The 22311-nt window shown below is 44.1% G+C and carries 12 protein-coding genes and 2 pseudogenes; all 14 read right to left on the reverse strand.

Annotated elements, in window-relative coordinates:
- Positions 1 to 64: 64 nt before the first annotated feature.
- Positions 65 to 1846 (reverse strand): G5 domain-containing protein, encoded by a 1782-nt coding sequence (locus FZ952_RS11910; protein ID WP_410468279.1) that lies wholly within the window; start codon positions 1844 to 1846, stop codon positions 65 to 67.
- Positions 1844 to 6931, reverse strand: a pseudogene (locus tag FZ952_RS11915) (SpGH101 family endo-alpha-N-acetylgalactosaminidase); the annotation flags it as partial. The pseudogene FZ952_RS11915 and the gene FZ952_RS11910, both read right to left, overlap by 3 nt.
- 480 nt (positions 6932 to 7411) lie before the next feature.
- Positions 7412 to 9736: pseudogene (locus FZ952_RS11920) on the reverse strand (sialidase domain-containing protein); the annotation flags it as partial.
- Positions 9737 to 10446: 710 nt separating this feature from the next.
- Positions 10447 to 11361, reverse strand: coding sequence for a TDT family transporter (locus FZ952_RS00475; RefSeq protein WP_148880189.1), 915 nt, complete (start codon positions 11359 to 11361; stop codon positions 10447 to 10449).
- A 49-nt stretch (positions 11362 to 11410) separates the two neighbouring features.
- Positions 11411 to 12268, reverse strand: a complete 858-nt coding sequence (locus tag FZ952_RS00480; protein ID WP_148880358.1) for a GNAT family N-acetyltransferase — start codon at positions 12266 to 12268, stop codon at positions 11411 to 11413.
- A 50-nt stretch (positions 12269 to 12318) separates the two neighbouring features.
- Positions 12319 to 14184 (reverse strand): ABC-F family ATP-binding cassette domain-containing protein, encoded by a 1866-nt coding sequence (locus FZ952_RS00485; protein WP_148880190.1) that lies wholly within the window; start codon positions 14182 to 14184, stop codon positions 12319 to 12321.
- Complete coding sequence (locus FZ952_RS00490; RefSeq protein WP_148880191.1) at positions 14181 to 15386, reverse strand: CCA tRNA nucleotidyltransferase; 1206 nt, start codon at positions 15384 to 15386, stop codon at positions 14181 to 14183. Before FZ952_RS00490 ends, FZ952_RS00485 begins: the two co-directional genes overlap by 4 nt.
- The gene (gene dapB, locus FZ952_RS00495; RefSeq protein ID WP_148880192.1) at positions 15383 to 16150 is read right to left on the reverse strand and encodes a 4-hydroxy-tetrahydrodipicolinate reductase; all 768 of its coding nucleotides are present in this window, start codon (positions 16148 to 16150) and stop codon (positions 15383 to 15385) included. The genes FZ952_RS00490 and dapB overlap by 4 nt, the downstream gene beginning before the upstream one ends.
- 47 nt (positions 16151 to 16197) lie before the next feature.
- Positions 16198 to 17046, reverse strand: coding sequence for a DegV family protein (locus FZ952_RS00500; RefSeq protein ID WP_148880359.1), 849 nt, complete (start codon positions 17044 to 17046; stop codon positions 16198 to 16200).
- Positions 17047 to 17048: 2 nt separating this feature from the next.
- Positions 17049 to 17423 carry a DUF1149 family protein gene (locus FZ952_RS00505; protein WP_037617102.1) on the reverse strand — a complete coding sequence of 125 codons (375 nt, stop codon included), beginning with the start codon at positions 17421 to 17423 and terminating at the stop codon, positions 17049 to 17051.
- Between the two features lie 140 nt (positions 17424 to 17563).
- Complete coding sequence (locus tag FZ952_RS00510; RefSeq protein ID WP_148880193.1) at positions 17564 to 19525, reverse strand: fructose-specific PTS transporter subunit EIIC; 1962 nt, start codon at positions 19523 to 19525, stop codon at positions 17564 to 17566.
- The gene (gene pfkB / locus FZ952_RS00515) at positions 19522 to 20433 is read right to left on the reverse strand and encodes a 1-phosphofructokinase (protein WP_148880194.1); all 912 of its coding nucleotides are present in this window, start codon (positions 20431 to 20433) and stop codon (positions 19522 to 19524) included. Before pfkB ends, FZ952_RS00510 begins: the two co-directional genes overlap by 4 nt.
- Positions 20430 to 21173 carry a DeoR/GlpR family DNA-binding transcription regulator gene (locus FZ952_RS00520; protein WP_148880195.1) on the reverse strand — a complete coding sequence of 248 codons (744 nt, stop codon included), beginning with the start codon at positions 21171 to 21173 and terminating at the stop codon, positions 20430 to 20432. Before FZ952_RS00520 ends, pfkB begins: the two co-directional genes overlap by 4 nt.
- A 151-nt stretch (positions 21174 to 21324) precedes the next feature.
- Complete coding sequence (locus FZ952_RS00525; protein ID WP_148880196.1) at positions 21325 to 22296, reverse strand: CPBP family intramembrane glutamic endopeptidase; 972 nt, start codon at positions 22294 to 22296, stop codon at positions 21325 to 21327.
- Positions 22297 to 22311: the final 15 nt, after the last annotated feature.

Genomic DNA, 22311 nt, shown 5'->3' on the forward strand with positions numbered 1-22311 from the left:
GGAAAAATTCACAAACTTATATTATTCAACTTGAAGATTAACATGACTTGAATTACGAGAATTCTTATTTTTCCTTTTTCTTCATCAGGAACAATCCTGTCAATGCCAACAAGAGACCCATAAGGGAAGCAGAATCTGCTACTGTGCCTGTATTTGGCAGAGTGGCCCTTGCTTCATTTGTTTGGCCTAGTTTAGCTGGAGTGACTGGCTTAACTGGCGCGTCAGGTTTGCTTGGGTGTGTTGGCTGTTCTTCCTTGGTTCCCACTTCCACAATCTGATCAACTGGATCTTTAGAAACGAAGCTGTCGCGAGTCACACGGCCGGTTTCTTGACCATTTTCGATGGTCACTTCAACGAGCGTAGTCTTCTCGCCATCCTTGCCTTCTTGGACAACTTTTCGTATGCCCTTAGACAATTGAGCATTTTCACGTTCAACAGTGGTAAACGGTAGGGTCTCAGTCACCACATCCAAGCGTGGTTGTTCGACAACAAGATTCTTAATGCTTTCTGCTGGGGTCACCTGCTCAACTGGCTTGCCAACTTCCACAATCTTGTCAACTGGGGCTTTAGAAATGAAGCTGTCACGAGTGGTGCGGCTGGTCTCTTGACCATTTTCGATGGTCACTTCAACCAGAATCGTCTTCTCACCGTCCTTGCCTTCTTGGACAACTTTTCGCGCGCCCTTAGGCAATTGTGCATTTTCACGCTCAACGGTGTTGAACGGTAGAGCTTCAGTCACAATATCCAAGCGTGGTTGCTCCACGACCAGATTCTTAACGCCTTCTGCTGGGGTGACTTGCTCAACTGGTTTGCCAACTTCTACAATCTGATCAACTGGGTCTTTGGAAATGAAGCTGTCACGTGTCACACGGCCGGTTTCTTGACCATTTTCGATTGTTACTTCTACGAGCGTTGTCTTTTCACCGTCCTTACCTTCTTGGACAACTTTTCGTGCGCCCGTAGGCAGTTGAGCACTTTCACGTTCAACAGTATTAAACGGTAGGGCCTCAGTCACCACATCCAAGCGCGGTTGTTCAACTACTGGAGCTTGAACGCCTTGGTCTGGTGTTACTTGCTCAACTGGCTTGCCAACTTCCACAATCTTGTCAACTGGAGCTTTGGAAACAAAGCTATCGCGAGTGGTGGGGCCTGTTTCTTGACCATTCTCCATCGTCACTTCCACAAGTGTGGTCTTCTCGCCGGCCTTGCCTTCTTGGACAACTTTTCGGGTACCCTTAGGTAATTGTTCATTTTCACGTTCAACAGTATTAAACGGTAGAGCTTCAGTTACCACATCCAAGCGTGGTTGCTCGACAACCAAATTCTTAACACCTTCCGCTGGGGTGACTTGCTCGACTGGTTTGCCAACTTCCACAATCTGATCGACTGGGGCTTTAGAAACGAAGCTGTCGCGAGTCACACGGCCGGTTTCTTGACCATTCTCAATCGTTACTTCTACGAGCGTAGTCTTTTCACCGTCCTTGCCTTCTTGGACAACTTTTCGGGTGCCTTTAGGCAATTGTGCATTTTCACGCTCAACAGTATTAAACGGTAGGGCTTCCGTCACGATATCTAAGCGTGGCTGCTCCACGACCAGATTTTTAACACCTTCGGCTGGTGTTACTTGCTCAACTGGCTTGCCAACTTCCACAATCTTGTCAACTGGGTCTTTAGAAACGAAGCTGTCACGAGTGGTGCGGCCTGTTTCTTGACCATTTTCAATGGTCACTTCTACGAGCGTAGTCTTCTCGCCGTCCTTGCCTTCTTGGACAACTTTTCGTATGCCCTTAGGCAATTGAGCATTTTCACGCTCAACGGTGTTGAACGGTAGAGCTTCAGTTACCACATCCAAGCGTGGTTGTTCAACTACTGGAGCTTGAACGTCTTCGTCTGGTGTCACTTGCTCAACTGGCTTGCCAATTTCCACAATCTGATCGACTGGGGCTTTGGAAACGAAGCTGTCACGAGTCACACGGCCAGTTTCTTGACCATTTTCGATGGTCACTTCCACAAGTGTAGTCTTCTCGCCGTCTTTGCCTTCTTGGACAACTTTTCGTGCGCCCGTAGGCAATTGTGCGTTTTCACGTTCAACAGTATTAAACGGTAGAGCTTCGGTCACAATATCCAAGCGTGGTTGCTCGACTACTGGAATCTTAACACCTTCGTCTGGAGTCGTCTTGTGAACTGATGGTGTAGTTGGTATATCTTCTAAACTATTGAGATAAGTTGTAAATTCTGCCAAGCGAGTCGGAGTTAACAAGTGGTTATTTATTACGTAAGCAGCTACCTGCAAGAACTCTTCTACTGCTTCACGATTAGCCTGACTTGTCAACGTCTTAGCACGCGCAAGAGCCTTATCATAAGCACTTGTGTCCAGAGCAGCCTCGCTTGTTGTTGGTAGATTAAAGACTAGTTCCGCTGCTGATTGGTATTCATTTTCGCTATCGCCATAAGTCTGAGTGCCTGTCAAGACAATCTTCTTAGCCTTGATAACCCGACCAAAGTCAATAGTTTTAGTTGCTGCATTATTTGGCCAATTATCGGCTGAGAAGCGGTGTTCTTGGCCTCCTTCGTCCGTCACTACCAAGGTAACATTTCTAAGATTACCATTGGAGCCTGAAGAGCGTGGCACATAGGTCAAACCTGTCAAATCAGTTGGTTCTCTCAAGACCATAGTAGCAGGTTTATTTACACCACCACCTGACCACGGTGTATGCCATAGGCTAGAGCGGTTACCATCAAAGGCTTTAGCCAACTCTTCTCCTGGCTGTGCAGGAGCTTCCAGAGATTCAAAGTCTGCTGCTTTGAGGGAAGTCTTCTTCTCTACCAAGGCAGCCTTGAGGTGATCCACTGCAGCGATTGCCTGTCTAGCAGCATCAACTGAGATGTCATCATCCTGCTGAGTCAGATTATAAACCGCATCTTTCAGCGCATTCATAGAATCAGTAGTGTAATTCGTTCTGGTAACTAGTGGCAGGTAGTTGTTCACTGCTTCGTCAATCAGCATCTTACCTGTCAGCTCGACTTCTTCAATTTGCAGACGATCCATTACAAAGTCGTTGTAGCCACGGAAGTTTGCATCTCCGCCTGCATCGCCATTTGTATTGCCACCTCTAGCAGTAGAATAGATACCAATCCAAGTATTGCCATCTGGTGCTCCTGTAACGAGGAAGGTCGCTCTTTTGGCTTTTTGAGAACCTTTCCAAGTGTTTGGAAGTTCGTGCACTTGTGCATTACCCAGATCACTGGTCCATTGGTTTCCTGCTTGCTTCCAAGTCACTTCACCATTACCGCTCACAAAGGCATATGTACCATCAGAACCAGCTTCATAATCAAAGGTTACTCGATAAGTCTTGCCTGCTTCAAAGCGGAAGTTTTGTGGGATGGTTTGGTAAACCATGCGTTGACGGCTAACCAGACCATTAGTCTTGAGTGACCAATCGCCCTCGATGACATCATCAATCTTCTTACCATTCCAGCCACGTTGTGTATATGGTGCATTCTTCTCTGACAAGTGAGTCCGGTTGTCTTCAACACCTTCGACACCACCAATAACAAATGGGAAGATTCCTTGACCAACATTTTCAAAGTTTTGTTTGAAGACACCTTTTTGGTTATCATGACCGCCGGCATACATTGTAGAATTATTCTCAAAGACTCGAATTTCATCAAAGTAAGTTGCTTTTTCACCTGCTTCACGGCTCAGGGTCAGGGTCACATTGGACACGTCATCACCAGTCGTGAAGTAAACATACATATTTTGGAAATAGCTAGTGTTATCCACTGTCGCATTGCTGCGGTTGGTATTGTGGGCATAGGCCTTCACATAGTTTTGAGCAATAGACTTATGAGTGTAGTTGGTGATTGTCTTGCCACCTGATTGGACTGTGATACTTGCCTTAGCATCACTTCTATTATCCACTCCGACATAAGCAGCATACTTAGTATTTGGCTTGAGACCCGTTAATTTCTGAGTCAGAGTCACAGTACTTGTATTGTTTTGAATACGGAGCATATCATTGGCACCCTGTGACTTGACAATCTCAGCCTTAGACTTGTCGCCTGTAATTGTCCAATGATCCAGCTTGCCACTGTTGAAGCCTTGATCATAGATATGCATTCCTTCGCTCCAAGACATTTCCTTGTTGACCTGTCTTGTACGATAGAGAACGTATGGCTGATTTGCCAAAAGATCCAGCGTCAGCTGATTATTCGTCACTGTCAGCTCTTGCTCTTCAACCTTACCTTGGTCGGTCAGCTTATAGAGGTAAACCTTATCATTCCAATCACTCGGCAGGGTCCAAGTTGTATGACCTGCTTTTGTATTGTAATAATACATCTTTTCTTGAGCTTTTTCTAGCTTCTTACCGTTGGCATCCCAATTCCATGGCACCAGATAAGCTGAGCCATCTTGAATTACACGTCCGTTAAGAGTGACTGTTCTCTCACGGTAGCCTGGATTTGCCACATCGTTTGATTTACGGCGAATAGTAACTTGATTGTTATCCTTGTCTGTTAGACCGATTTCCATTTCTGGTGTCCACTTGTAGCTGCCGCCATTATCATTCATGGTAACCGGATTACCATTCTTCCATGTTGTGACAGTGAAGTGTTGGAAATACTTGGTCATGACATCATGGGCAAAGAGATTGGTCACGTAGCCATTATAGTCACTCCGTCCTTGCCAGCCTTCAAAGTCCTTCATGCTGTAACCGCCAAGAAGTGGATAGTTGGCTGCGCCGCCATAGGACGGATAGTCACCAATCCAAGAATCTTTTTGGTGATTGCGGATAAAGCGGACGATGTTGCTGTTAATCCCCTTGTTAGTATAGCCACCATAAGTCAAGTCAGCTGCCCAGTGCTGGAAGGTAGAGTCATACTCACCACCATGTCCCCACTCAATGGTGAAGCGCCAGCCTTGTTGGTTGATTTCTTTTGCCAAGACATGGGTTGCCCAAGCCCCATTATCACCTGACTGACCATTACCCCAGACATCGACATAGATAAAGTCTAATCCTTCGCCAAGTTTTTCTTTCAAATCTTGCCAACGTTTGAGACGGCCATGAGCGAGGTCATAAGCAGCATCAATATTGATACCTTGATCCAGCCAGTTCCAGCCATAGCTATAGCTACCGTCAGGATTCTTACGTAGGATTTCTTCTTTGAAGTATTTGGATTCTGGATAGGTTTCTGATGCGTTGACGTGGATACCGATGTGAGCACCGTATTCCTTAGCCCTAGCAATCAAGGTCTTGAAGTCTTCAACTCCACCGATTCGTTTACCAATATCTGCATAGTTCAAGTGACCTGAGTCATGTCCTTCATTTCCATATCCCTTCAAGAGGACACCTTGGCCAAGTCCATCGGTATGAAGATTGATTTTCTTAATACCATCCAGAGTCATCAGGAATGGATTTTGAGCTTGAGAGCCAAAGTTCATGGCAATTCGATAGGCGGTGATGTCTTTAACCTTTTCCCAGCCTTGCGGGTTGTTCATGATTTGACGATAAGCTACAGCCGCATCCTGCCAGTCCACTTGGTTATCCTTGTTGGCATCTTCGATCACGACCACCTTAGCACTTGGCAATTCCAGAGTATAATCTGGATAAACGATTCCCTTATGTTCTTTTTGCCATTGCCATGGTGAGCTCTTGATTGCGACATAGTTAGCCTTACCCACTGTTTGCTTGTAAGCAGTCAAGCGAGTAAAGTCGTTTGAGCCGCCACCAAAGCTGTTTTGAGAGTTACTCCAAACTCCAGCCGCCAGCTTGTCTGTTGAGACAAATCCGTACATATAGCCCTTGCGCAAATCCGACATCGGATTGGTCACATTGATATGGTCATCTCCGCTGACATGGGTATTGTTGGACATGGTCGCCCCATCAAACTTAGCACCAGCCTGCTCGCTAGAGACAGATACCAACGCATTGTCCGCAAAGTTGATAGAAGAAATCAATTTTCTAACATCATCGATTGGTTTACCAGCTTCGACTTGGTTATGGTTGACGATTCTTGTCACATCAAAGTGCAGCTGGTTATCTACAACTTTCAATCGAACGGTCATTTCTGCATCAATCAGATGCTCTGGATCCTTCAAGACTAAATCATACTCAGCTGTCTGCTCATCAACCTTGCGGTAAGTCACTTTCGGCTTGATAGCATGTGAGTTGATGGTGACTTGATCCAGCTGTTTGACTTGACCTGTCAGTATGTGCTTGTTGACTGTGTAGCTCTTGACACGCGGGAAGGCCTTATCAATCAGCACTTCCATCGTTGCTGAGTGAATCTTATCATAAGTGACTTTAGAGTCATCTACAGCAGGACCTGTTTCCTTTTCTCCTGTCGGCTGAGTTGGAGTCATGCCTTCTTGGTTATCTGTCTTTATCAAAACAGAAGTCAGTTCAGTGCCCTGATAAGTACCTGCCTTGACCAAAATCTTGCGCTCATTCTTGAGATTCTCCTTGACTGCAGCTGGAAGCGTCACTGTATTAAAGAGTTGCTCGCCATTATTGGTCGCATTGAGCTGACCATCTGCCTTCAGGGTTACTACCAAGTTATTGGTTGAACCTTTTTTCGGTGCTGGTACACGAGTCTGACGATACCAAGCGCTGTTACCATTTCCTGGCGTTTTGTATTCCCAGAACCAGCCTTCTTTGTCATAACCGACAAAGACATTGTTTGATGTATCTTTATATTTCATAAAGACACCAAAGCGGCCATGGTTTGTTTCAGAATTTTCTACAAAAGTTAAGTTGACACTAGCATTTCCTTCTTGATCTACCTGCAAGCCTTCTTTCTGGAAGAGAGCTGGATTTTGATTGTTATCATGAGTAGATTTTGAGGAGAGCTGGTTATAGCGGACACCGTTCTTCTCAACTGTAGTGACTGTTCCATGCTGCTCTGTTGTTCCTACAGGAGTCCACTCAGCTGTCTTCTTAGCTGCAAATCTTGCCACTAAGTCAGGATCTGGAACTGTTGGTGTCGGTGCAATATAAGGTGTAACTGCTTCTGGAGCCGAACCTGCGGCTGGAAGTCTCGTTCCGATTACAGAAACAGCCAAATTATGAATACTTTCGATGCTGCCTGATTTTAGCTTAGTAATCTTCTGACCAGCCGAATCATCATCCGCATAGAACAAAAGCGTCTTACTGTCCGCCTGGGTGACAAAGGTAGCTTCCTTGCCGTTTTCTAACTCAAATACTGGCGCTTCATTGACAAGCACTTCGTGATCAAAACGTAGGGCAACGAGTCCTTCTTCTGTGTTTTTCGCGCTGACTACCTTAGCCTCTGTCGGATAAACACTGTTTTTCAGCAAGAAATCCCAGTTAAACTTCTTGAAGGAGAGAGTATAGTCATTTTTATTCCCTTCCGCTCCTTCATAAAGCAAGCCAAACTCTTGATCATTGATTTGTTGCAGAGAGTTGTAGGCAAATTTTCCTTTATTGATTTCCCGATGAGCAATCCAAGTCAGATTGCCAGCCTGATCCACTCTGGCAACTCGAACATGGCCATTATTTCTGCCAGGTCCGCTGGCATTCGCCAAAATCACATATTCTTGTCCATCTTTGACCGCACTAATCGCTGACATTTGTACATAGACATCAGGTACATCTTTGTATCGCTTCACTTCAGGAAGCCAAGTAGCACCTCCATCTTCACTGGTTGCAACCTGCAGGTCTCGCGTCAATCCACGCATGAACATTTTCAGCTGACCGTTTGCTAATTGTACAACGGTTGCTTCCGTATTTTGAGCAGATGGATGATTCATGGTGCTGGATTGAATCTCTGCATTATTCACTCTGCGACCATCGTTGACTGCTGCCCCAGAATGCCAAGTTTGTCCATTATCGTCTGAATAGATAACCCGAGAAGACTGAGAACCATGTAAATGGGAAGATTCGTTAGTCGAATAAGTCGGAATAACCAAACGTCCTTTGTACGGGCCTGTATGAAGGCGAATACCTGTACCAGGACCGACCCCGTAGAACTTCATCCAGTTTTTCTTGACCATAGGAGTGATATCATGCGGAGCAGACCAAGTCAGTCCATCATCCTTACTCACTGATGTCCATAGATAGCTAGTCCGAGCGACACGGAAAGGCGAATCTTTCTTCGTCGTGAAATAAATATTATCAATCAGGCGGTCTCCGTCATAAAGGTCACCTTTATCTCGATAGTCTTTTTCCTGTGGATTGACCACTACACGATAGGTTGTCGCTGCACCGTTTGCATCATAGACTGTTCCATTTTCACGAATTGTATATTTTTGGCCATTTTCGTGATAAAGAATCTGATAAACCTTGCCATCAATCGTTGTATAAGCTTCTTCGTTTTTAGCAGGCAGGTCAAAAACAGCCCGCCCTTCTGTAAACATATCATAGATGGCATGAATGGTTCCGTCTTTATCCTGAACCATAGCCACATCAATCGTTACAGGAGAGCCCTGATTCGGATCCGTTGCTTTGGGATTATTGCGCAAATTGACAATCGTCTTTTCTGGTCCCCAAGTCTGACCGCCATCTGTACTACGGCGAATAACTGTACCGATATCCCCCCAGTCTGACGCATGCAGGCGACGCTGATCCGCAGCTGCAATCAGGGTGCCTTTCTGAGTCTTTAACAAGGCTGGGATTCGATAGCTTTTAATTCCTTGACTATTAGCCTGACCGCCAGCTCCGCTCTCAAATACATCTGTCTTTTCACTCAGGGAGGCACCAGGAGCTAGCTGTCCTTCAAGTTCTTTCCGCTTGAAAATCTGGCTACGCTGAGCTACTTCCTCTGGTGAAAGAGCACGGTCATAGACAGTTAGATTTCGAACGGCAAAAGTCCCTGGCCAATGGCTTTGCTTACCACGTACTGTAGCGCCCAACTGCATATTGGTCAAATCCGGCATGTCACTCAAGAATTTTCCTGACTGATAGCTGGTTCTTGATAGGACACCATTGACATAGAGGCGCACGCGACCTTCTGGAGAATCTGGATTTAGTCTTCCTACTGTATAGGTGATGGAGTTCCATTGACCCGCAGTTACTTTCAGAGGGGCATTGTTATAATTTTCATAGAATTGCTGCCCATTGCGATCACGACCTTCGACAACTGCTGTTCCATTATTGACCGCAAGAGTAAAGTATTCGTTGACATGAGAGGAGCTAGAAGCAGAGAATACACTATAAAACTTTGGCGAATTTGCATCTGGCTTAAACTCCAAATGAACCGTTGCATTCTTTAATTTTTTCACCTTATCAAGCTCGCTGGATAGGTCTTCTTTAGGGTGATCTGTTTTGTTAATCGTGATGTCTTCTTTTTCCAAGACAGGTTTGACATTCTTTAAAGAACGGGAATAATAGTCTCTTTCAACCGTTTCTTCTGTCTCAGCAGCTGCATCAGAAGGTTTCTCTGAAGTGGTACCTGTATCTGTTGATGGAGATGCGGGTGTAGCTGCATTTTCTGTAGATACTGGTGCAGTAGCAGTTGCTGCTGCAGGCTTATCCTCTTTTTCTACTTTCCCATTTACCTCTGAAGATGTTGCCTCTCCCGTAACTTCAGTAGCAGGAGGTGCCACACTTGGTTGAGATACCGCAACTACTCCTGCTGGGCCAGTTGGTGTCTCTGCTAGACCGTCAGCAGAGACTTGATTGGCCCCAAACAAGACCGCTCCAATCATAACAGAGCAAACACCTAACGTTAGCTTGCGAATTCCAAACTTACATCTTTTATCAAATAAATCTCTATTCATTTGACAACCACCGATAGTAAGCGTTTACAATTTATCCTAAATTTTTCAGGATACTGTAAAACCCTTCTATCCCTTTCTTTTTATGTTAATATGTTGATTTTAATATATCAAATATTTTAAGAACTGTCAAATTATTTTACAGCAGAAAATTAGATTCTGCTTAGAATAAAGATAGAAAAATATTCGTTTGAAGTGGAACCACACCATGTCACCTCACTTCAAACGAATGTTCAATCATTGCTTAAAAATCACTAGCCAAGACTCACTTCGCCTGTACCATAATCAAGCACATTAGCAGATTGCATATTGGCCAAAGAGAGATAGGACACCAAATAAAAACGACTGCATCTACAGCCGTCGAGTTTATTTCAAAATATATTTTTTGTGCTCTTCTACTACACAGCTTCTATCCAAGCAACGGTTCAGTTCTAAGCTTCTACCTTGCTATTTTTTCATAGTTCTTTGAAAAATGGCTGGCGCTTCCGCTTCAGGGCACGAGATCCAAACTCTTTTCCTATCAATAGATGAGATGGCTGGACAAGATTCAAAGTTCATGACCGCAGAAACAGCCATTATCCTTTCCTTTTTTACACAATTTATCACCCAAAATCCTACTGTTCACAATGGCTATCACATAAGGCAATTTGAGAAACTCCCATTTTTCCCTTATTACAAATCTTACTATATAAAGCATAAAATCGTAGAAATCTTTACTTTCCAAAAATATCCTTTAGATATAAGAATGCAACATAAAGGACAACAAGCAGAGCTATCAGAATTTCAAAAACAAGCAGAATCTGCCCAGCTAAACCTAATTCTAATACGTTTAAAGATTGCTTCAAAGCCACAGCCGAAATGACCAAAGGGAAGGTAAAGGCAGAAAAACCTGCTGAAAAAGGACGATTGAGCAAACGAGGAAGTTGCCACAAAATAAAGGCATAAAAGCATTGACCTGAAATCAAGAGCAAACTCAACAAGACAAGATTTGGCTGAGGAAAAGTAGCCACATAAGCCGCTGTCATCAAGGAAATAGGCGCACAAATCGTTGTTGTATTCGGGCGAACATTCTCTGCTAAGCCGATTTTATAAGTCTTATAAAGGACGATTGGCAAGACCGAGATAGTCGCTAAAAGTCCATACCAAAAGACCAGTTGCCCCAAAGCCAACTGTTGAGGAACTGCAATTGTCAGAGGAGCGACACCGATCCCGACAAATAAGACCGTCCAAGCCGGAAAGACGTTCTCCCACTTGAAAGGGAAGACAAAGGTCAGGATATAATAGACCATCAAGAAAACCAGCCCGCTAAAGCTGAGCCACCACAGCACTTGCGCACTAATTCGGGCAAAATTTCCCAAAAAAGTCCAGCTCTTTAAATAAGTCGAAGCCACCATTCCCTGCATGAAAAAGGTAGGGAAGACCGAGGCCACTAGCGCTTGACCTAGTTGCTCTTTGACTTGCTTGCTGTGCGTCAGCATTCCCATCATTAGATAGAGGAAAAATAAGAATGCCAGACTTGCCAAAAGATAACGCAAGAACTGACTAACATCGCCGACTAAATTTCCCAAGGCTAGTAAGCCTAGCACCAATCCTGCCTGAACTAAGAATGGCTCTTTTCTCTTTATCATAAACAGATCTCCTGACCTCCATAGCCCTTTACTCTGAAGGCTAATCTTTTTATTTTCTCTTTAAATAAACTGTTTCCGACTTTCGTTTAAAGCCCAATCTTTCATACAGCCTCAGGGCACCTGTATTCTGGGCTTCTACGACGATTTGACAGACTTGTCCATTTCGGCTAGCAAGGTCATTCAGGATAGACCTGACTAGGTGACTCCCTAAGCCCTGTCCCTGAAAGGCCTGATCCACAGCTAAGGCAAACAGATAATTGCTACCAAAACTTGTATCCACTGAGCAGGACGCCACGATTTGACCATCTTTTTTCAGGACATAGAGCAGGCTATCTGGGCTCTCCAGCGCTTGACTGGCATAGTGAAGCGCAGTCTCCATCAGCATTCCAAAAATCTGCGACTGAAAAGCCGCAATCTCCGCAACCATCTCTTTCTTGCCCAGCAAAACCTCAAGGCCTTCTTTTTCTTCTTCAGGGAAAGTCCCCGCCGCCTGCTCCAGCCAGATTTCCGTTTCTTTCAAATCATAGTCAAATTTCTCAGCAAAGGTCGGATGGTCTGCTAAAAACTTGACTTCACTGATGTATTCGATTTGGGATAGATCGTATTTTTCTGCAACTTTGGAAAATTCCTGCAAAAGAGTGTTCGCTATGCCTCGTCTGCGATAGTCGGGCAATACATAGACAGATACTTCTGCCTGACCTGGCTCATCCGCATAAACTGATAAAAAACCGACCGTTTGATGATCTAAATTTGCCAGAAAAAAGGCTGGCATTTCCGCATCAAAATTATAGGCATTATCCAGATAAGGAAGACGATAGGTCCCATCTGTAACGTGGCAGTTTTGAACCAGCTCAAATAGCTGATCCTTGATTTCCTGACTAGGCTGGCTATAAATCCTAATTTCCATCATTCTCCCTCACAAACTTGTATCCATAACAAATGTACTGCCTAACTATGCTACTCCAACTCACTCAGATACTCATAGCGCTCATACTTTTCAAGAAGCTGCTCATTCTTGTCATCCAGCTCCTTCTGAAGTTCCGATAGCTTGGTAAAGTCTGAGCCGTTATATTCCATTTCCGTCTCAATGGCTTCGATGCGTGCTTCCAGCTCCTCGATAGCCGCCTCGATGGTCTCCCACTCTTGCTTTTCAAAGTAGCTCATCCGCTTCTTCTGCTCCCGCGCCTTAACGGGCTTTTCCTTTTCTTTCTTTTGGGAAATAGCTGCGCTGGACTGTCTAAAAGCCTTCTCATCTAGATAGTCCGTGTAGTTGCCAAAGAACTCTCTGACCTGTCCATCTTCAAAAGCTAAAATCTTGCTAGCTACCTTATCGAGGAAATACCGATCGTGGCTAACTGTGATCACTGGCCCTGCAAAGCCCTGTAAGAAATTTTCTAGAACTGTCAAGGTTGCGATATCCAAATCATTGGTCGGCTCGTCCAGAAGCAGGACATTAGGCTTTTCTAGTAAAAGCTTAAGCAGGTAAAGCCGCTTCTTTTCTCCACCAGACAATTTCTCAATCAAAGTGCCGTGGCTTGAGCGAGGAAAGAGAAACTGCTCCAAGAGCTCAGTAATGGAGGTCGTCCCACTGCCTGTCTTAACTTCTTCCGCCACTTCCTGCAAGTAATTGATGACCCGCTTGGACTCATCCAGCCCTTCAATCTGCTGAGAAAAGTAGGCTACTTGGACTGTCTCGCCGATTATGACCTGACCAGATTGAGGCTGCAACTGACCAGCAATTAGATTGAGCAAAGTAGACTTGCCCACTCCATTATCTCCGACAATGCCTAGTCGATCTTTGTTTTGCAGCAAGAGATTGAAATGCGACAAAATCTGCTTGTCTCCGTATGCAAAATCCACATCCTGAAACTCGATGACCTTCTTCCCAATACGGCTGGTTTCAAAGTTCATTTCTAAGTCCGTCTGATTGGTCTGACTAGCCAAATCACTTTTAAGGTCATGGAAACGATTGATACGTGCCTGCTGCTTGGTCGCTCGCGCCTGAGGCTGACGGCGCATCCAAGACAGTTCTTGCTTGTAAAGCTGCTGTTTCTTGTGTAGCAGGGCAGCATCGCGCTCATCTTGCTCAGCTTTGAGTCGGACATAGTCCTGATAGTTGCCCTGATACTCTATCAAGTTTCCACCGTCTAATTCAAAAATCCGCGTGGAAATATTGTCCAAAAAATAGCGGTCGTGGGTGATAAAGAGGACGGTCTTCTTTGAATTTTTCAGGAAATTTGTCAGCCATTCAATCGTATCAATGTCCAGATGGTTGGTCGGCTCATCCAGCAGCAGCAAGTCTGCTTCGGAAAGCAAAACCTGCGCCAATTGCACCCGTCGACGTAAACCACCTGAAAGCTGGCTGATTTTTGCTGCCAAATCTGAGATACCGAGCTTGGATAGGACGGTTTTTACCTGACTCTCAATTTCCCAAGCATGCAGCGAATCCATTTCTGCCATGACCTTGTCCAGACGAGCTTGCTTAGCTTCATCATAAGCAGCCATGAGCAGTTCGTATTCTCGAATGAGCTGCATTTCTCGCAAATCACTAGACAAAACAGTATCCAAGACTGTCTTTTCTTCATCGAAGTCCGGTTCCTGAGTCAAATAAGAGATTTTATAGTCAGATTTTGCTGAAAAAGGATAGACATCACCATCAAAGCCTGATTTGCCAGACAAGACATCTAAAAGGGTGGTTTTTCCTGTCCCATTGACTCCAATCAATCCAATCCGATCCAAGTCGTGAATGATAAACGAAATCTCTTGAAAGACTGTCTTATCCCCTACAGACTTGCTCAGCTTTTCAACGATAAAATCACTCATCCAACTTGCTCCTTAATAAAGTTCATAATCTCTTCCTTGCTATTTGCCAATTCTCCGTCGACAATGGCCAATTCAATTTTAGTCAGGATTTGTCCCAATTCTGGTCCGGGTTTAAAGCCGTAATCTCGGATCAAATGACTGCCCGTCACCACAATCTCATGTTTGTCATGAATGGTCAGAGCAGCATATGTCGCCTCAATAGCCTCAAACTCAACTGGCAAACCTGCTGCCTGTCTCAAACTTTCTGCCTGCAGAATCAAATCAAAGTCATACTGATAGCAATCTCGCTTAGAAAGGCTCCGTTCCTGCCGAATCTCATAAACAGCCACTAGCTGATTTACTCGCTTTTGAAAGTCATTGGAGGTCTTCCAATGCTTCAAGAACTTACGAACATCTTTTACTTTCAAAGCCAGCAAAAGTGCAGCCCAAGCCTGCTCAGAACTAGAAAATTGAAACTCTTCTACTAAACTGTCTAATAGTTCCTGCAAAGCTTCTGCTGAATGTTTCATATCAGGAAGAAAGTCGTAGGCAGCAGCTTTGATCAGACTCTCCAAACCTTTCCGCCAGAAAGGAGCCATCAACAGCTTGTCAAACTCGATAAAAATCCGCTCTACCGAAATCTTCTCCAAAAGCGGCGCACAGTCTGCCATAGCCTGAAAGGTCAAGTCTTCCAAATCAAAGTCTAGACCAGCCTGAAAACGAAAGCCTCGCATGATGCGAAGAGCATCTTCATTAAAACGCTCTGCAGCCACTCCGACTGCCCGCAGAATACAATTTTTCATATCTGCCAAACCGTTAAAGAGGTCCACAATCTCCCCCTCTTGGTCTAAAGCAAGGGCATTGATTGTAAAATCCCTGCGCTTCAAGTCCTCTTCCAAAGAGCGCACAAAAGAGACCTGACTAGGCCTGCGGTAGTCCACATAGACATCCTCAGTCCGAAAAGTCGTTATTTCGTATTCTCCCTGGCCTTCCAAGACCAGAACTGTTCCATGCTCAATACCGACATCAACAGTCCGAGGAAAGATTTTTTTGATTTCCTCAGGATAGGCCGAGCTGGCAATATCCACATCGTGAATCGGTCGATTCAACAGTGCGTCTCGTACAGAACCACCGACAAAATAAGCCTCAAAACCAGCCTCTTTAATCTTCTCTAATACTGGCAAAGCCTCCTGAAACTCAGAAGGCATCTTCTCTAATCTCATAGTAAATGTTCCAATCCATAGACCAATTCAGAGCGCTTCACTACCTCTTTGATACCCAGATTTACCCCAGTCATAAAGGAAACCCGGTCATAGGAGTCATGCCGCAAAGTCAGCCCTTCTCCTTGACTACCAAAGATAACTTCCTGATGAGCAACCAAGCCCGGCAAACGCACTGAGTGAATCCGCATACCGTCAAACGCTGCCCCACGGGCACCAGCCAACGATTCTTCCTCATCAGCCGCTCCCTGCTGCTTACTCGTCCGAACTTTGCTGATCAATTCAGCTGTCTTGATAGCCGTACCGCTCGGTGCATCTTTCTTGTTGTCATGATGCAGTTCAATAATTTCCACATCTGGGAAATACTTGGCTGCTTGAGCTGCAAACTGCATAAGCAAAACGGCTCCCAGAGCAAAATTCGGCGCAATCAAACCGCCCAGACTCTTTTGACGAGATAGCTCTGTCAGCTCTTCAATCTGATTATGCGTGAAACCAGTCGTTCCGACCACTGGAGCAAAGCTATTTTCAAGAGCAAAGCGGGTATTTTCATAAGCAACTTTTGGAGTCGTAAAGTCAATCCAGACATCTGCTTGAAGACCTGTCAGTTCCTCTTTGGCATTAAAAACCGGAACTCCTGCTACTTCTTTTTCATCTGTGAAAGGATCCAACAGACCAACCAAAGACAACTCAGGATCTTCTGTTACCATCTTATAGGCTGCTTGGCCCATCTTCCCTTTAAAACCAGCAATAATGACTTTTATACTCATCTCGAACCTCTACTCTCTATTTCTTGACTAGCTGCCCTGCGGAATCGCTATACAAGCGGAATGTAAGCCAAAGCGACACTGCCTTCGCCCAAGTGAGTGCCGATGACACTGCCAAAGGTAGCAAGGGAAATATCATCTGCCACACCAGCCTCTATCAGCTGCTGGCGCAAGCTTTCCGCCTTCTCTTCAGCATTCCCATGAATCACGATAACTTGATAGGAACCCGTTCCAGTTCTTTCCTCAACTACCTCAAGCAACCTCTTAGTCGCCTTCTTTTCCGTCCGAATCTTTTCAAAGACTTCGATGACACCCGCATCGTTAAAATACAGAATAGGCTTGATACTCAGGAGATTGCCCAGAATAGCTGCGCCATTAGACAAGCGACCTCCCTTAACCAGATGATTCAGGTCGTCAACCATGATAAAAGCGCTGGTCCCATCGATTTGCTGCTGGATTTTGGTCAAAATTGCTTCAAAATCCTGCCCTTCCGCGGCCCAAGTCAAAGCATTTTCAACCATGATCCCCAGCGGAGCACTGGTGATTTTTGAATCAGGAAAGGCGATTTCCAAGCCATCAAACTCAGCCTTAAGGTACTGGATATTTTGATAAAATCCTGAAATCCCACTGGATAAAAAGAGACCCAACACATGAGTATAGTCCTTACTGGCAAGGCTAGTCAAAGTTTCCTCCAGCTCTGCAATACTAGGCTGGCTAGTCTTTGGCAATTCATCTGCGGCAGCCATTTTCTCATAAAACTCACTGGCTGTCAGATTTTTTCCTTCTACATAAGTTTCACCAGCAATCACTACTGGAATATCTAAGACAAAAAGATTTTCATTTTCCAGAAGATTCTCTGATAAAAAAGCAGAAGAATCCGTTATAACCGCTAATTTCATCATTAGAACTCCAAATTAATACCTGGCAAATCCAAAGCAATTTCCGTCACTTCATAGGTCAGACGATTGAGCATAGTCAAACAAGGACGAGCCAATTCCTCCACTTCATTTTGATCAAATTCACTAGGTTCCTGGACCAAACGTCCCTGAATATGGTTAGCCTGTGAAATCGTTCCGCTGATGACAAAGTTATCAAATACAATCATGAAAGTCAAAATGACAATCAAAGAAGTTGTTTGGGTTTCCTCATTCCGCTCAATTAGCTGAAAATTCACATCAACCTTTGTTTCTGGTGTTCCATTTTCTTTTTCCCATTCAAAGTTGCGCGCGTCAAAATGATATTGGCTAACAAATTCTTGTTCACGTTGTAAATTCATTACTATTCTCCTAAAAATATACGATAGCCCATTATATCATAATTCTATGGGACTTTCTACCTATACTTATCAGCAGAGGGTATGAATCATGCAAAAAAATAGAATCTCGGTTGAGATTCTATTTTCATTCAGTCTAAAGATTATTTTTCCAATGGCTTGCGCAGGAATCCAAAGATAATACCGCTGACTACTGCACCAATCAAGACATACACAAGGTAAAGGATTGGGTTGTTGGTCAAACCGATTACGAAGATTCCTCCGTGAGGAGCCATAAGTTTGATGCCAGATAGACCGACAAGCGCACCTGTAAGAGCTGATCCTACAATAAAGCTTGGAATAGCGCGGGCTGGGTCAGCAGCTCCAAAAGGAATCGCACCTTCTGTGATGAAGGAAAGCCCCATGACAATGTTGGTCAAACCTGAATCACGTTCTTCGGCAGTAAATTTATCTTTGAAAAGAAGAGTTGCAACGAATACTGCAAGCGGAGGAACCATTCCTGCTGCCATAACCGCTGCCATGACTGGAGAACCACCAGTTGAAACAGTGCTTGCCAGTGTACTTGTACCAAATACATAGGCTGCTTTGTTAACTGGTCCACCCATATCAACTGCCATCATACCTCCGACCAAGAGACCAAGAAGGACAGCAGAGCTTCCGCTCAGACTTGCAAGGAAATCATTGAGAGCTGTGTTGATAGCTGACATTGGAATATTGACTGCCAGCATCAGGAATCCAGTCACTAACACACCAAGAAGTGGCAAGAGCAAGATTGAGCGAATACCTTCAAGTGAGCGAGGCAGACCAGCAAGAAGCTTGCGAAGGACTAAAATCACACCACCAGCCAGGAAACCGCCAACTAAAGCTCCGAGGAAACCAGATGACACACCTGCTAAAGAGAGTGTCTTTTCACCACCCGCAGCATAGGCCACACCGCCAAAGGATGCACCGCTGCTAGCAATCGCTCCAGCTACGAAACCAGATACCAGACCTGGTTTTTCAGCGATTGAATAAGCGATGTAACCAGCCAAGACTGGCAACATGAAACCAAAGGCTGCTGCACCAATTGCCTTAAACTGAGCCGCAATTTCATGATAGCTTCCTAGGTTGGACAGTTGGTCTTGTGGCACACCCAAAATTTGATCCAGCAAGAAAGCGATGGCAATCATGATACCGCCCCCGATAACGAATGGCAGCATTTGTGATACTCCACTCATCAAGTGCTTGTAGAAGGCTCCGCCTAGACTCAGTTTTTCATTACTACTTGCTGCTACAGCTCCACCATTGGCAGCCTTGTATACTTCAGCATTTCCTGACAGAGCCAGATTGATGAGTTCTTCTGTCTTGCGGATACCGTCTGCAACTGGACGATTGATTAAAGGCTTGCCGTCAAAACGATCCATTTCAACAGCCTTGTCCGCTGCGATGATGACTGCTTTCGCTTTTTTGATATCTTCTGCTGTCAGTTTGTTGCCGACTCCGCTAGCACCATTGGTTTCAACCTTAATGCCAACACCCATTTCAGCAGCCACTTTTTGCAAAGCTTCTTGAGCCATATAAGTATGGGCAATCCCTGTCGTACAAGCTGTAACCGCTACAAGGAAGTCCCCTCCCTCAGTTGCAGGAGCAACAGTTGCTGGTTCAGTTGCCTTTTCAGACGCTTGGTCAAAAAGAGCAATAACTTCATCTGGCGAAGATACCTTACGCAATTTTTCAGCAAAACCATCTTTCATCAGGTATTGGGACAATTCAGCCAAGGCAGCCAAGTGAGTATCGTTAGCACCTTCTGGAGCAGCAATCATAAAGAAGAGATCCGTCGACTGGCCATCCAAACTTTCATAGTCTACACCTTTATTTGACTTTGCAAAGAGTACCGTTGCTTCTTTTACTGCAGCATTTTTGCTGTGAGGCATGGCAATTCCATCACCCAAACCAGTTGAAGTCAGGGCTTCACGCGCAAGAATTCCTTCCTTGAAAGTTTCAAAATCTGTCACATAACCATGTTTCACAAGACTTTGAATCATCTCTTCGATAACTGCTGTCTTCTCAGTTGCCTGCAAATCCATCAACATGACATCTTTTCTCAGTAAATCCTGAATTTTCATCTTTTTTCTACCTCTACTTTTTCATAAGTTTCTTTGATATAATCAGCTGTCGCCAAATCATCTGAGAAGGTGGTGGCTGTTCCGCAGGCTACACCCCATTTGAAGGCCTCTACTGCATCGCCTGAACGGACGAATTCTCCAGTAAAGCCTGCCACCATGGAATCTCCAGCCCCGACAGAATTTTTCACATTTCCCTTGATGGGCTTAGCAAAGTAAGCACCGTCCCGAGTCACCAGCAAGGCACCTTCACCAGCCATAGAAATAATGACATGTTGGGCACCTTTCGTCAAGATTTGACGGGCATAGCTTTCAATCTGATCCAAGTTTTCCAGCTTGACACCGAAAATATCACCTAGTTCGTGGTTGTTAGGTTTGACTAAAAGTGGCTCAAATTCTAAGGAATCCAGCAAGGTTTGTCCTTCGAAGTCGCAGACTACTTGAGCGCCAGTTTTTCGGGTCAAACCAATCAGTTCCTTGTAAACAACATTTCCTAGATTCTTAGGACTGCTGCCGGCAAAGACTACCGTATCAGCTGGAGACAATGAAGAAAGAATTTCCTTGAGCTCAGCTAGCTTTTCAGTGGAAATTTCTGGACCGGGTCCATTAATCTCTGTTTCAGCATCCGCCTTAATTTTGACATTAATACGCGTATCCTGATCCACTTCGACAAAATTGCTGGCAATCCCTTCGCTGATCAAGTTGTCTGTGATGAATTTCCCAGTAAAGCCGCCAATAAAGCCTGTCGCTGTGTTTTCAATTCCTAGTCGTTTGAGAACACGACTGACATTGATGCCCTTGCCGCCGGCAAACTTATCATCACTGTCCATCCTGTTGACGCTACCTAAATTGACCTTGTCCAAGCGGACGATATAGTCAATGGAAGGATTTAGTGTGACTGTATAAATCATGCTTCTATTACCTCCGTTTTTTCTTTAATCTTTTGAATCACTTCAGATTCAATTTGATTTGTAATAAGCCTTGCACGCGAAATTGGTGCGACTTTTACAAAAGATGTCTTCCCCAGCTTTGAAGCATCAGCCAAAACATAGGTTTTCTTAGCATTTTCCAAAATAGCCCGCTTAACCGCTCCTTCTTCCATATCCGGAGTCGTGTAAAAGGAACTATCAATGCCATTCATCCCTATAAAAGCCTTATCAAAATTTAATTGACCAATCTGATTCAAGGCAACACCGCCAATACTGGCATCTGTTGAGCGTTTCACGACACCGCCAATAATAACAGTGGGAATATTCCGTTCAACTAACTTAGTAGCATGGTGGATAGAGTTGGTTACCACTGTAACGCTTGGATCATGTAATTCATTGACTAAAAGCTCATTAGTCGTGCCAGCATCAATAAAAATCACGTCGTATTCCTGAATCAAATCTGCTGCTTTTTGAGCAATTTTGGTCTTCTCTTGAATGTTTTTGATAGATTTTTCTTGATTGCTTTCTTCTTCTTGCAAAAAATGAAGACTCTCCGCACCACCGTGAACACGTCTTAACTTACGCTCGCCTTCAAGCTCATCCAAATCTCTTCTAACAGTTGATTCTGAAGTGTTTAAAGCTTGCACCAGATACTCTAAAGAAACAAATTTTTCTTTAGTCACAGTTTCTAGTATGACCTGCTTTCTCTCCGACTTCAGCATATAACACCTCCTCTGCAATCGATTACACTTATATTATACATGATTTAAAATCAAAGTCAAGCATTTTCTGTCATTTTCTTTCAAAAACATAATTCATTTATCTAAAAATACAAAAAAGAAGCCTGCTCAGACTTCTTTTCTATTTGATTCATTATCTAGAGTTGATATAAATGATGAGGATTGGTAAAACGGCAGAGAGAATACATAAACTTGAAAACACCCAGAACCAGACCGACTTAAAGGCCTGCCTATATGTCCCTGGTTGAGGTCTATTTTCATCGATATACACTTTAATCTTAGGCCAATTCAGAATAAGCACAATCAATACTACCGTAGACCCTGTAGCCATCAATAAATAATTGACGATATTAACAATTCTTTCTGGAATATAGTTGGTCAGGAAATCAAGCCCTTCTGCTATTACCAAGTTATTGAAGATATGGAAGAAAATCGCCCAGAAAATAGAATATTCAAAAGCGATATATCCGAAACCCAGACCGATTATGGTGGCAAAATAAAGCTGATATAGGTTTTCGTGAAAGAGACCAAAAAGAAGTGCTGTCATAATTATAGCAAATACCTTCCCGTACTTTTCCAAAGCCCGCAAGCCCGCTCCTCGGAAAATCATTTCCTCCGTAATCGGCGCCATTATCGTTGAATAGATAAACATGGTGACGCTTCGAGAACTAAAATCCTGTGATATAATCTCAGAAAGATCCAAACCAAAGAGTGATAAAATACTCTCCATGAATTGAGTCGTCAAGGCGCTATATAATTGAGCAAAAAATAGAAAACAAATCATGAAAAAGAAGACTTTGGCAGTCATTTTCTTATTTTTCTTGCGCAAATCTTGAGTAAACAACTGCTTGCCTCGGAAAATTGTAAAAACTAAAATACCTAGGCAAGAGGCAATAATATATGCTCCACCATCCGAATCCATAAATTTCGTTACAATTTCCTCTGTCTTGGCTAAATCAAAATCCTGTTGCGGGAGGACCAAAAGAATCGAGAGGAAAGTATATATAAAAATAACCACAAGCATCACGATAGAGTAAGTAAAACAGGCTGCTGAAAATCGCCCTAAATCTTTTTTAGGATTTAAAGGTTCAGGTGAAAAAAACATAAAATCTCCTCTGCT

It is taken from the genome of Streptococcus sp. Marseille-P7376 (genome assembly GCF_902460385.1).
GTDB lineage: Bacteria > Bacillota > Bacilli > Lactobacillales > Streptococcaceae > Streptococcus > Streptococcus sinensis.

What these genes read in the sequence shown, in the direction of transcription:
- FZ952_RS00475 (WP_148880189.1), bottom strand. Translation starts at nt 11,361, where the DNA reads ATGATAAAGAGAAAAGAGCCATTCTTAGTTCAGGCAGGATTGGTGCTA.
- FZ952_RS00480 (WP_148880358.1), bottom strand. Translation starts at nt 12,268, where the DNA reads ATGGAAATTAGGATTTATAGCCAGCCTAGTCAGGAAATCAAGGATCAG.
- FZ952_RS00485 (WP_148880190.1), bottom strand. Translation starts at nt 14,184, where the DNA reads ATGAGTGATTTTATCGTTGAAAAGCTGAGCAAGTCTGTAGGGGATAAG.
- FZ952_RS00490 (WP_148880191.1), bottom strand. Translation starts at nt 15,386, where the DNA reads ATGAGATTAGAGAAGATGCCTTCTGAGTTTCAGGAGGCTTTGCCAGTA.
- dapB (WP_148880192.1), bottom strand. Translation starts at nt 16,150, where the DNA reads ATGAGTATAAAAGTCATTATTGCTGGTTTTAAAGGGAAGATGGGCCAA.
- FZ952_RS00500 (WP_148880359.1), bottom strand. Translation starts at nt 17,046, where the DNA reads ATGAAATTAGCGGTTATAACGGATTCTTCTGCTTTTTTATCAGAGAAT.
- FZ952_RS00505 (WP_037617102.1), bottom strand. Translation starts at nt 17,423, where the DNA reads ATGAATTTACAACGTGAACAAGAATTTGTTAGCCAATATCATTTTGAC.
- FZ952_RS00510 (WP_148880193.1), bottom strand. Translation starts at nt 19,525, where the DNA reads ATGAAAATTCAGGATTTACTGAGAAAAGATGTCATGTTGATGGATTTG.
- pfkB (WP_148880194.1), bottom strand. Translation starts at nt 20,433, where the DNA reads ATGATTTATACAGTCACACTAAATCCTTCCATTGACTATATCGTCCGC.
- FZ952_RS00520 (WP_148880195.1), bottom strand. Translation starts at nt 21,173, where the DNA reads ATGCTGAAGTCGGAGAGAAAGCAGGTCATACTAGAAACTGTGACTAAA.
- FZ952_RS00525 (WP_148880196.1), bottom strand. Translation starts at nt 22,296, where the DNA reads ATGTTTTTTTCACCTGAACCTTTAAATCCTAAAAAAGATTTAGGGCGA.